Origin of the sequence: Paenibacillus peoriae KCTC 3763 (genome assembly GCF_000236805.1) — a bacterium.
Lineage (GTDB): Bacteria > Bacillota > Bacilli > Paenibacillales > Paenibacillaceae > Paenibacillus > Paenibacillus peoriae.
Window position 1 is genome coordinate 60,068 of record NZ_AGFX01000021.1, and the last position, 13,065, is coordinate 73,132.

Below are 13,065 nucleotides of genomic sequence, written 5' to 3' on the forward strand. Positions count from 1 at the left end.
TTTCTGCTCTGTGTTATATTAATGCAATGGGAATTGACGGCTCGTACAGACCTGACTGGGCTGGCGAGCTTATTACATTTTCCCTGAGAAAAGGAACATCAGGAGGCCGGTTTCATGATTACGCTGCATCAGGTAAGCAAGCATTATACCACCTCAAGCGGCCAATTTCATGCGGTTCAATCCGTGTCCCTTCAAGTGGAGGAAGGGGAAATTCACGGTATCATAGGTGCCAGCGGTGCCGGTAAGTCCACGTTGCTCCGGCTGATGAACGTATTGGAACGGACGGATGAGGGGAACGTGATTGTGAATGGGGAAGAACTGACTCGCATGCCGGAAAAACGTCTCCGTGAATCGAGGCGATCTATCGGGATGATTTTTCAGCATTATCATCTCGTTCACAATCGGACGGTTAGTGGAAATGTGGCCATGCCGCTGGAGCTGGCGGGCGTCCCGAAAAAAGAGCGAGCGGAACGTGTGCGTGAATGCCTGCAATTCGTTGGTTTAGCTGATAAGGCAGAGCAGTATCCAGCACAACTGAGTGGAGGTCAAAAGCAACGTGTGGCGATTGCCAGAGCACTGGCGAATCGACCTGCGGTGCTGCTTTGTGATGAGCCGACCTCGGCGCTTGATCCGCAGACGACTGCGGGTATCCTTGGCGTGCTGCGGGAGATTAACCGCGAGCTGGGGGTTACTATTGTGATCGTCACGCACGATATGGACGTGGTACGCAGCATTTGTACCCGTGTATCAGAGATGCGGGACGGGCATTTGCTTTCAACGCAGCGGGTGGCTGACCCTGCAGGCGGCTCAACCGTGAAAGCAGGTGAAGCTGATGAATGACATGCTGAGCATCATTGCACAGTATCAGTCAGAGATATGGAAAGCCATCGGAGAGACGTTTATCATGGTGGGGATTTCTATCGCAGCGGCTGTTCTGCTGGGGCTTCCGGCAGGAACGATTTTATATTTGTGCGGCAAAGGGCAAAAATATGAAAATCGGCTGTTGTTCACCATACTGAACAGTCTGGTCAATGTCATCCGCTCGTTCCCGTTTTTGCTGCTCGTCGTATTTATGATCCCATTTACACGTCTGGTTGTGGGGACGGCGCTGGGTACGATGGCCGCTACGGTTCCCTTGTCAGTGGTGGCCATCGCCTATTATTCAAGGCTGGTAGAGCAATCATTGCTGGAGGTGCCCAAGGGTGTGATTGAAGCCGCTACTTCAATGGGCGCGTCTACCCTTCAGCTAATTTTCAAGTTTTTATACGTGGAAGCCCGTTCCGGGCTTGTGCTGGGTTTGACCACATCGACCATCAGCTTCATCTCCTACTCCACGGTGATGGGCATTGTGGGCGGCGGCGGGGTAGGCGATTTTGCCATCCGCTACGGTTACCAGCGGTTCGAAACAGGCTTGATGGCGTTCACCATCGTTGTCATGATTATTTTCGTACAAGCCATCCAGTTCACCGGAAGCACCATATCCCGCCGGATCGACAAGCGGTGATGATAGCTTTTACACTTGCACCACCCACTATGGGAAATAAAAATGACTTTACAGCACCTCAAAAGCGTAGCGGGCAGAATTGTTCTGGAGAAGCGTAGCGTTCGCCTTTATCCCCGGATTTTTACCATGTAATGGTTTATAAAATGAAAAAAATCCGGGGGTAACAGCGATCGGAAGAACAATCTGCACGCGAAGCGGCTGCGGCTCCCTCTGTAACTCACTTTTTATCTTCCCATCACAAACTTACTTGGAGGTTGCTCATCGAATGAGTCGCAAAAACAATATGAAAACGAACCTGAAATTACTTACGTTATTGGCTGTCGTTATGCTGCTGGTTGCCGGATGCGGCGGTCAAAAGCAGGCAGCACAAGAAACACAATCTAAAGAAGCGACTTCCCAAAAAGAAGTGACCCTGAAAGTAGCAACACTGATCCCGCCGATGACGGATGTGCTGGATATCGTGAAACCGTTGCTCAAGCAGGACGGAGTCAATCTGGAAATTGTCGTGCTGTCGGACAATATCCAACCCAACAACGCCTTGGCAAGCCACGAAGTGGATGCCAACTTCTTCCAACACGCCCCTTACATGCAACAATATAATGAAAGCAATAAAGCCGATCTGGTAGCAGTGAAGCCGATTTACAACGCCATCTATGGCGCGTACTCCAAAAAATACAAGAATATTAAAGACCTGCCCGAAGGTGCAACCATTGCTATTGCCAATGACCCGGCTAATACCGGACGTTCTTTAGTTATGATGGAGCAAAACGGTCTGATCAAGCTTAAAGAAGGTGTAGGCTATAATGCTACACAGGCTGATATTATTGAGAACAAGAAAAAGTTTGTGTTTAAAGAAGTGGATCTGTTGATGCTGGCGCGGTCACTGGATGATGTGGACTTGGCTGCCATGTACCCTGCCTATGCCAAGCCGCTGGGTCTGACGCCGAAGAAGGACGCGCTGATTACAGAAAAGGATGATGGTCACTTCGCTATTAATCTGGTAGCACGCAAGGATAACGTGGATTCCGATGCGATTCAAAAGCTGGCAAAACGTATGACCGGACCAGAGGTCCGCAAATTTTTTGAGGATAATTTCAAGGAAAGCGTTGTTCCTGCATTTTAAAAAATAAGTATTGTGAAACATCGTTTATAGGGAAATGAGACCTGTATAAGGTAATGAAGTCTGTGCGAGCAGATGAAATTACTGGTGCAGGTCTTTTTCTTTTCTAACCTTTATATGGATATTTTTTAGTGAAAACAGGGTATAAAGTCTTAGTTTTTAAGATTTCAGCGTACGATACTGCTATGAATTTTGGTCATTAAGGGTGATGGAGTAATGCTTGTGAGCATATTAAAATAAATATACGAACAAACATTCGTTTTCATTTTGATTTCGTTTTCGTTAACAATGTTTGTATATAGGTAAAAGATTCAGCTGACAACGGATCAAAAGTGGAAGTAAGAAGGAAGGAGAACGTTATGAAGCTGGTTGTAACTGTAAAAAGTTTGGGGAAACGCAAGCCAGCACTCGCACGACAAGAGATGGAGCTGAGTCCTGTTCCACAAACATTACGAGAATTGATTACCGCAACGGTTGCCCTGAATATCCAAAGACTGCGGGAAAAGCAGGATAGCGTAGCGCTGATTCCTTTCCTCACAGGAGAGGAAATTCAGGTGCAAGGCGAGACAGGCAAGGTCGGATTTGGTTCCATTTATAATGATGCTATACCTGATATTAAGGATGCTGTAGACACGGCGATGCAGGCTTTTGAAGATGGTTTATACAGGGTTTTTGTACGTGACGAGGAAGCTACTGAGCTGGATGTTCCTTTGTTGCTGGAGGATGGAGACGAAATCGTATTTATACGGTTTACAATGCTGGCCGGAGGCCTATGGTAGAGGGGGAAATGAAATATGCAGCAGGAGAAAAGTGAGCAAGAATATTTCACCATACTAAGGGAGCGCGCGGCGCAACTGGATGGACAACAACAGGAGTTGGCGCAGTATGTTGTAGAACTGGGTCAGCTTCATTACATATACGAGAATGAGAAGCCTTTTAATGAATGTCAGCGAATATTGAAAGCACAGGCAGCAGAAAGCGGAGAACCGCTGTTCAAGCCATTGGCAGAGGTGTTGCGTCGGCTGATTGGGCAAACAGCAGGTGATGTGTTCGCACATCTTACGGAGCATGTGACTGAATATCCGTACAGCACAGGGTATGAGCGCAAACCGTTTCGCACTTCGGATATCACGGCTCATACTTCTCGGATTTATAAAAGAATGGTGCAGTTAATCCGAATGGACTGGATCGGCTTCTCCATGATGGATTATTTAACGAGAAAGGATTATGAACAAGGCAGGGATTACCGGATTCAGGAGACGATTAGTGATTGGATAGCCTATGAGCTGGATAACGGCAATTCACAGGTGCTTGAGGCGTTAAAAGGTATTATTTATGGCGAAAATCAGGCGGCGTTGCTTACGCGCAATATGATTAAAGGTATGCTCCTGAGTCATCAGGAGGATAACTATCACATGATTGGCGAACTGCTGACAGCGGCCAAGCTTCAGGAGGGGCTGCGCCAAAGCATTGTGGAACAAATGGATGAAGGAACCCTAGAGGCTCTTATATATCTGTTGAAGTTGATTATAGACCAAGGCTTTATTCGTTACAGCTCAGTAGTCCGGGCGCTTGCGGTATGGACGGGTATGGGATTGGAATCTGCTAATCAGCGGGTAGTTCGCCAATTGATCGAGCAGGCGTATGAAGCATTAACCCGTAGCGAATTGCGCCAAGAGTGGTTGACCAGTGCAAATGCTAATGAAGTGTATATGAGTCTGTGGGCAACGGCGGTACATGAGGAACGTGACTTGTATGGGCAGGTGCGGAAACTCATGGAGCAGGGGGCACCCTACCAGAAAATCGTGGCACTTTATGTGCTGTCTAACAGTGAGAACAAGGATGTACGTCTTGGAGTTGCCAGAGAGCATTTAAACCAGACGGACCCGGAGCTTCAATATTGGATACTGACGAACTATACAGGCAATTATTTTTATGAATGGGTAGAAGGCGGGACGGTCGCGGATCGGATCGTTAAAGTGGTGCATACTCCTTTGCTGGATCGTAAAGAGGAGCGGCGCAAGGATTTTGAGCGACTTCATGACCTGTTTGTACATATGAAAAAAGGGGAGTCTAGCGAGCCCTCCAAGGTGCTTGATTTTGTAAACGTCTATCATCGCTCGGATGCTCCAATTCAAAAAATGTTGTATCTCGCAGGCTATGATATGGACGCGGCCTGGATTGGGGAAATCATAGCCTTGAAGGATCAGATTAGCCCTAACCTGCGTGGCGAGCTGTTAAATCATTTTGTACAAAATCCTGATGACAAGGTGCAACGTGATTTTATATTTTCCAGCCTGTCCGACAAAAGCATGAGTATCCGTGAGTTCGCTGTTGCCAAAGCACGCAAGCTGACGCTGACGGAAGCAGAAATGCAGCAGATGGAGGCTCTATTAAAGCTTAAGACAGGCTCGCTGCGGCAAAGTGTCATTGGTGTGCTGCTCTCACAGCCGCAAGGGCCTTTGGCTGGCTCACTGGAACGGTTGCTTCGAGCCAAGGCGGAGCTGCAACGATTGGGTGGACTGGAAATATTGACGAAGATCTATGCAGACCCTGAATGTGCAGAACAATATGAAAGCCTGCGGGCTTTGGCGGATATCATCCAGCAACCGACAGCCAAGGAGGAGCAACTGCTGTCCAAGCTGGGGCAGGATGATACTTATACAGGCGCAAATGGCTTTGGTTTGTACGATCCAAATGCCAGGGAAGCTTGGCTGGAAGAGAAAGCCGATCTTGGAGATTTTCGATTAGCCGATGTTTTTGTATGCCCCTTGGATAAGCTCAAGCAGTTCTTGAGTGGACTGGATGAGCTTGTCCACCACCATCGTGATGTGGAATATACTGCGGAATATTATTCGGGATACAAAGATACGTTGCTTATTGGGACGAACCTCCGTCCTCTGCGGCTGGTTCAAGCCGATGAAGAAGTAGATTCCAGGCTGTCTTTATATCCTCTTTATAAAGAATGGGAGCGTTATTTGCAGGAAAGCGGCATGGAAGCGCGGGAACTGCTGGAGCTTGTTTTTTATGACCGGTTGGAGCCGATGGATCAAACGCTGGATCGCTACTATCGGTATTTTTCCTATAACATGGACTATTCAGAACGAAGCAAGCACAAGCTGCTGGAAGGATGGCGTAAAGACTTCGCCGAGCAAATGTATCCTCTGGATCGGATTAACGAGGTTCAGAAGTGGATGGCAGAGCTGACCTATTCCGATCAGGTAAGCACACTGATTAATGCTTATTTCATGGATACATCCGGCGAGGAAACATTTGACGTAATCGACCTTGCTTTAAATTCACTCATGCAGGCCATGCCCAAGGACAGACCTGCTGAGGATATGGGAATGCTTCACCTATTGTCTGGCCCGTGGGTAGGACTGGAGAAGGGGCGGGTCTATGATGGCGAGTCCTTTAAGCGTTTTTTCCATACCTTTGTGAACTACGCAGAACTGCCAGGAGCGGAAAATCGCTTTTATTCGCCACTGGATCTGGAGGATCATTTCAAGGCATATGGCAACGGATTGATTGGTGTAGGGGAAGTATATCGGGAACTGCTGGCTGGCAGTGATAGCCGGAGTCATATGAGTTCCTTAACGAATGCCCGTAATACATGGATTACCAGTTCGCCAGAATTTGTAGAAATACGGCGTATCGTTATTGATCGGCTGCTGGAGGTTGAATTGCTTCGGGGCGACTTGCCTACTGAGGCTACGCCAAAGGTCATGGGCTTGAGCCGGATTGAAGGCATGGATTATTTTATCCGTATTCTGGGAGGTCTTGACAAGGAAACATTCGTCCGAGGTTATGTGTACGGCTATGGTGATCGTATTACCAAAAAGGAGTCGTTCAGCCATCTGCTCAAGGCATGTTATCCAAGTGAAGGCGAAGATGCCATGCTGCTCAAGGAAAAGCTGAAAAACGTTAAAATTACGGATAAACGTCTGCTGGAGGCGGCGATGTATGCCCCGCAGTGGATTGAGATTGTAGCCGATTATCTTGAGTGGAAAGGGCTTCGCAGTGCGGCATGGTACTTTCATGCACATATCAATGAAGGCTTTTCGGCTGAGAAGGAAACGATTGTAGCCCATTATTCACCGATTGCTCCGCAGGATTTTAATGACGGTGCCTTCGATATTCACTGGTTTCACGAAGCCTATGAGACGTTGGGCGAAGAACGATTTGAACTGCTGTACGATTGTGCCAAGTATATTTCGGCTGGAGCCAATCACCGCCGATCCCAATTGTTTGCGGATGCGACGCTGGGCAAGCTGAAGCTGGACGAAATAAAACAATCCGTGGAAGATAAGCGGAACAAGGATCATTTGCTGACCTACAGTTTGATTCCACTTGCAGGGTCCCCTGAGCCAGATGTACGGGAACGTTATGACTTTATTCAACGGTTTCTGGAGCAAAGCAAAAAATTCGGAGCACAGCGGAAGGCCAGTGAGGCTCTGGTCTCGCGGATTGCGCTCGGAAATTTGGCGCGCAATGCAGGTTATGATGACGTAACCCGGCTCGTATGGGATATGGAAGCACGTAAGCTGGAGGATCTCCAGTCTTATTTTGAGCCACATGCATTGGAAGAGGGTACGACGATACAACTTGTCATTGATGCAGAAGGGGCAGCAGACATTGAGGTTGTCAGCAAAGAGAAAACGCTGAAGTCTATTCCGGCTCGTTTTAAGAAGGATGAGTATGTTGTTGCCTTAAAGGAACTTAAAGGAGATTTGGCAGATCAGTATCGCAGAGCCCGTAAGGAACTGGAACGCTCTATGGAATCCGGTACGGCTTTCATGGTGAAGGAACTGAAGGGATTATTGGGTAATCCTGTGCTTGCTCCGTTGGTACGGACGCTAGTATTCAAGGCTGGGGATCATCTCGGATATTTCAATGAGGATACGTTGGCATTGGCCGCTCCTTCTGCAGAACAGCATACTGTGGGAGAAGAAGACAAGCTGATTATCGCTCATTCGCTTCATTTGTACGAAAGCGGCCGTTGGGGCGACTTCCAGAAGGACTTATTCGATCGTCAGATTCGTCAGCCATTCAAGCAGGTGTTCCGTGAACTGTACTTGCCAAACACGGATGAACGTGCAAGCGCAACGATTTCCCGCCGATATGCAGGACATCAGGTACAGCCGAATAAAACGGTATCCCTGTTGAAGGGCCGCCAGTGGACGGTCAGCTATGAGGATGGACTCCAAAAGGTGTATTATGCCGAAAATCTGATTGCGAATCTGTATGCCATGGCAGACTGGTTTTCACCAGCGGATACCGAGGCGCCTACGCTGGAAACGGTGCAATTCTTTGATCGGACAACGTATAAGAGTGTACCGTTGGAGGAAGTTCCTCCTGTCCTGTTCTCCGAAGTCATGCGGGATGTGGATCTGGTTGTCAGTGTTGCCCATGTGGGCGGCGTCGATCCGGAAGCCAGTCTTACGACCATTGAAATGCGCAGCGTCATTGTACAGGAATCATTGCGTTTGCTGAAAATCAGCAATGTACGCCTGGATGGAAATTATGCACGTGTAGATGGCACGCTTGGTGAATATGCGGTGCATTTGGGAAGTGGTGGTGTCTACAAGCAAGCGAAGGGAGCGCTGCATATCATTCCGGTACATTCCCAGCATCGTGGGCGCATCTTCCTGCCGTTTCTGGATGAGGACCCAAGAACAGCCGAGATATTATCCAAAATCGTGCTGCTGGCTGAGGATCAGAAGATTAAGGACCCGCAAATTCTTACACAGCTTCAAGCGTAGGACGTATGAACTCAACTTTCGCTCCTGGAAAATCGTTTCAAATCCTTGACTGTTTAGGTGGAAACTCAGTTTGGTCCCTATTTACACCCAAACACCCGCTTGTTTGAGATCATGGAAGAGAAATTGGTTTTAAGTCTGGCTGCGGAAGTTGAGTCATGTAATACTCAGGCATATAGCTCTTGATGAATTGCCGGTTGCCTTTCCCGTTATGAAAGTGGATAAAAAGTTTTATAGATATGCCATTCAATAATTGGCCTACACCAAGATGCTTCTGAACGGCCATTCTGACTCAAGACCTGAACTGGTGATCTGCCGTAACCGTCCTGCTGCCGAGCCGCAACAGAAAACGCCGTCGAGCAGGAAATCCTTTTGTTTAGGGCAGGCGTTTGCTAGAATGAAGGAGATTGTGAAAGTCAACGTTAAGCATATTGCTGGGAGGGACGCAAATATGAGTAATAAGATTAAATGGGGAATTGTCGGCACGGGATGGATCTCAGATCAGTTTGTTGCGGATTTGGCACATGTTACAAATGGGGAAGCATACGCTGTTGGATCACGTACTATTGAAAGCGCTACCGAGTTTGCAGCCAAGCATCAAATGGCACAGGCTTACGGAAGCTATGAGGAATTGGTGCAGGATTCCGAGGTTGATGCTATTTACGTAGGAACTCCTCATCCCTTTCATACAGAAAATGTTCTGACAGCTCTTCGGGCCGGCAAAGCCGTCTTGTGTGAGAAGCCCTTCACTGTGAATAGCAAAGAGCTGAAGGAACTGATCGGCTTTGCGCGTGAGCGTAAGTTATTTTTGATGGAAGCCATGTGGACACGTTTTTTACCTCCGATTCGCCAGGTGCGGGAGTGGATATCTGCGGGACGCATTGGCGAGGTCAAGCTGGTTAAGGCGGAATTTGGTTTTCGTGTAGACTGGAACCCGGAGGGGCGGCTTTTGAACCCTGAGCTGGGCGGAGGTGCTTTATTAGATACGGGAATTTATCCGGTTTCTTTTGCTTCGATGATCTTCGGCCCTGAACCTGAGCATGTATGGAGTACCGCCCATATTGGAGAAACGGGTGTTGATGAAACATTTTCCATCCTGCTGGATTACGGTAAAGGACGCACGGCCATGCTTAACGGGGCGGTTCGACTCGGACTGACGAATGAAGCCTATATTCATGGAACAAAAGGCTATATCCACATTCCGTCCTTCCTGAACAGCAAATCGGCTGCTTTATATGTGGAGGGTGAAGAGGTGCAGCATTTTCAGGATGACCGTGCTTCTACAGGATACGCTTTTGAAGCAGAAGAAGTGGGGCGCTGCTTGAACGAAGGCTTGCTCGAAAGCTCCACGATTTCGTTGGATGAATCACTAGGGATTATGAAGCTGATGGATCAAATTCGCACATAGTGGGGGCTGCGGTATCCGTTTGAATAATCACATCATCATATCCAATCCAGGGACCTTTCAGGTCGCTGGATTTTTTTGTTTTTATCGTTGCATTCTCATACATAAGGGATTCAAATTTTTGAAATAGCGACTTTGGTCGCACGCGATGAACCGGCATGGAAAGATCTCACAGAGTGGGACATATGAATCATTTTTTGTAATTCAATTTAGTTAAAAAAACGTCATTAAAAAGTTACAAAAGTGTAATTTCGTTGTCGGTTAAATGAATTGTTAGCGCTCTCTTTCTGAGGAACAGAATGAAGGTCCCAGTGTTTGATTTCCAGAAACTTTCAATGAAATTTTCGAAAATGTACGGTAGGGTGTTACGTGTCACTTGAGCCATTTCGGTTTTTGCTGACTTGCTTGCTTATCCCGTGGCTCTTGATTCTTGTCGGAGCTCGCAGGATCAAGAGACTTTGCAAGCCTGTGAAAGTGAATAGGCGCATTCACTTCATGACCAAACATCAAGGAGGAATTACAAACGTGAACGTGAAATCAACATGGTTGTTCCGAATGGTGATGATGACAGTTATCGCGGCTGTTGTGATCGGACCGATGAATATTGCAGGAGCGGCAGGAGGACGGACAGATCGGCCCTGGATGAACACATCACTCTCAGCAGAGAAACGGACGGCGTTACTGTTACAGGAAATGACACTGGAAGAGAAAATAGACTTGGTGACTGGCAAGGTCAACAATTATTATGGATTTTACAATAATCCGCTTGAGCGTCTGGGTATCCCGGCGTTGACGATGGCAGACGGCCCTGCGGGTGTGCGTATCGCTAATCCGGATGTACAGGACAAGCAATCGACTGCGCTGCCTGCTCCAATTGCGTTGGCTGCAACGTGGGATACCGGGGCTGCCAAACAGTACGGTGATTTGCTCGGAGACGAGGCTTATAATACAACCCACAATGTTGTGCTTGGACCAGGGATGGATATTGCCCGAATCCCATGGGGATCGCGAAACTTTGAATCGATGGGTGAGGACCCATTGCTGCAATCGAAAATGGTGACCGCTTATGTCAAAGGCATACAGAGCCATCCTGTTTTGGCGACTGCGAAGCATTACCTGATGAATAATCAGGAAACAGAGCGCTTCACAACGAATGTCAAAATCAGTGACCGTGCGTTGCATGAGATCTACATACGTCCATTTCAGGAGGCCATCGCCAAGGCTGATTTGGGCGGGGCTATGTGCTCCTTTAATAAGGTCAACGGCGAGTCTGCATGTGAGAACAAAACACTTTTAACGGACTTCTTGAAGAAGGAGATGCAATTCAAAGGCTTCGTAATGAGTGATTACGGTGCGAACCTGAGTACAGTGGAATCGGCCAACAGCGGCCTGGATCTGGAGACACCGGGGGCTCCTTATGGCAAATGGGGAGATCAGCTGCTGGCTGCTGTCAAAAGTGGCAAGGTAAGTGAAAAAACGATTGATGATAAGGCTGGGCGTATTCTCTTACAAATGTTCAGCAAAGGGTTGTTTGATCACCCGGTTCAAAATAATCAGATTGATGCTCGTGAACACGGTAAGACAGCTCGCCAATTGGCTGAGGAAAGTATGGTTCTGCTTCAGAATAAAAATAACGCATTACCGTTGTCCAAAGATAAACTTAAATCCATTGCTGTGATTGGCCCTGATGCAGATAACGGCACTGTGGCAGGCGGTGGCAGCTCGTTGGTGAATCCGACATATACCGTGAGTCCTTTGGAGGGCATCCGCAATCGTGTCGGCAAAGGAGTTAGCGTCCAATACGCCCCAGGCACAGACCCGATTTCTGCGGGAGATATTATGCCAGGACCATCCGCTGTTCCGTCTTCACTGTTGACGACATCTGACGAGAAAGAGAATACCAGTGTTGGATACGCCACTTATGGGGATGGTGAACAGGGGCTGCGAGGCGAATACTGGGAAAATAACAAGATGGAAGGCAAGCCGGTTCTGGTACGTAATGATGGCCAGGTCAACATGAATCTTGGATTTTATAATTATCAGGGCCTTAATGCGAAGTCCCCTAAAATCCCGAATACGCCTACGACACTGAACAGCTTGATATCTGCGCGCTGGACAGGTGCAATTGCAGCACCCAAGGATGGTGACTATGCGTTGTCCTTAACCAGCCTGGGATCAAGCAAGCTGTATCTCGACGACAAGCTATTCGTGGATAATCAAGGCACAAAGCTGAGCACGACGAAGAAAGACATCTCGCTCAAAGCGGGTGAAAAGCACAAAATACGCATCGAATACCGTGCCGATTATCCGGTAAGCGGGCGTGATTCCGGCGGTATGGTTCGTCTGGGCTGGGAGCCTCCGGCAGATGCTTCGGACAAGCTGATTGACAATGCAGTGAAGCTGGCGAAAAAATCGGATGTCGCGATCATTGTCACACGTACGTATGATAGTGAAGGCTACGTGGAGCGCTCCGATATGGAGCTGCCGAATAATCAGGATCGTCTGATCCGTGCGGTTGCCGCCGCGAACCCGAAAACGATTGTCGTACAAATGAGCGGCAGAGCCGTGCAAATGGATACCTGGCAGGACAAAGTCCCTGCCATTGTACAAGCGTGGTTTGCAGGGCAAGAGCAAGGCAATGCTATAGCACGTATCCTGTTTGGGGATGTGAATCCTTCCGGCAAGCTGCCGGTAACCTTCCCGGTTAACGAGCAGTCTACCCCTGTATCCTCACCAGAGAAATTTCCGGGCGTGAACGGAATAGGTGACTATTCAGACGGTATTTTTGTAGGCTACCGTGGATATGAGAAATCAGGTATTCAACCCGCATTCTCCTTTGGACACGGCTTATCCTATACGACGTTCGGATACAATGATCTGAAGGTAAAACAGCACACGAGCGGAAAGAAATCCAATCGCACGAGTACCGTCGAGGTTTCGCTAAAATTGAAAAACACCGGGAAGGCTGCCGGAGCAGAAGTTGTACAGGTGTACAGCGGCAAGCTTCCGACAACCGTAGAGACTCCATCCCGTCAACTGGCAGGCTGGTCTAAGGTCGAACTGAAGCCGGGCAAGGAGAAAAAGGTCCGCATTGAACTGGACCCGAAAGCTTTATCGTACTGGGATGAAAAATCCAAGGCGTGGGTTATGCCGTCCGGTGAAGTGCCGATTTATGTAGGCAGTTCCTCTCAGGATATTCGATTGACTGGAAGTGTTATGATTCCGGCAGCTTCCAAAGGAAAGGCAGCAAAGTAATCCCGTTACAAAAATAATCCCG

General features: G+C 48.2%; 7 protein-coding genes. All 7 read left to right on the forward strand.

All coding sequences use genetic code 11. The features are described from left to right. The first annotated feature begins 114 nt into the window (after nt 1-114). Nucleotides 115-840, forward strand: a complete 726-nt coding sequence (locus KQI_RS26895) for a methionine ABC transporter ATP-binding protein (protein WP_010347428.1) — start codon at nt 115-117, stop codon at nt 838-840. Further along, nucleotides 833-1,504: a methionine ABC transporter permease gene (locus tag KQI_RS0114075; RefSeq protein ID WP_029390158.1), complete on the forward strand. Its 672-nt coding sequence runs from the start codon at nt 833-835 to the stop codon at nt 1,502-1,504. Before KQI_RS26895 ends, KQI_RS0114075 begins: the two co-directional genes overlap by 8 nt. A gap of 265 nt (nt 1,505-1,769) precedes the next feature. Next, a complete protein-coding gene (locus KQI_RS0114080; protein ID WP_010347430.1) occupies nt 1,770-2,627 on the forward strand; it encodes a MetQ/NlpA family ABC transporter substrate-binding protein in 858 nt (285 codons plus the stop codon). Nucleotides 2,628-2,983: 356 nt separating this feature from the next. Beyond that, nucleotides 2,984-3,403 (forward strand): hypothetical protein, encoded by a 420-nt coding sequence (locus KQI_RS0114085; protein ID WP_010347431.1) that lies wholly within the window; start codon nt 2,984-2,986, stop codon nt 3,401-3,403. Nucleotides 3,404-3,418: 15 nt separating this feature from the next. Next, nucleotides 3,419-8,386 (forward strand): DUF4132 domain-containing protein, encoded by a 4,968-nt coding sequence (locus KQI_RS0114090; RefSeq protein WP_010347432.1) that lies wholly within the window; start codon nt 3,419-3,421, stop codon nt 8,384-8,386. Between the two features lie 448 nt (nt 8,387-8,834). Next, nucleotides 8,835-9,791, forward strand: a complete 957-nt coding sequence (locus KQI_RS0114095) for a Gfo/Idh/MocA family protein (RefSeq protein WP_010347433.1) — start codon at nt 8,835-8,837, stop codon at nt 9,789-9,791. A 522-nt stretch (nt 9,792-10,313) separates the two neighbouring features. Next, nucleotides 10,314-13,043, forward strand: coding sequence for a beta-glucosidase (locus KQI_RS0114100; RefSeq protein WP_010347434.1), 2,730 nt, complete (start codon nt 10,314-10,316; stop codon nt 13,041-13,043). The last annotated feature ends 22 nt before the right edge of the window (nt 13,044-13,065 follow it).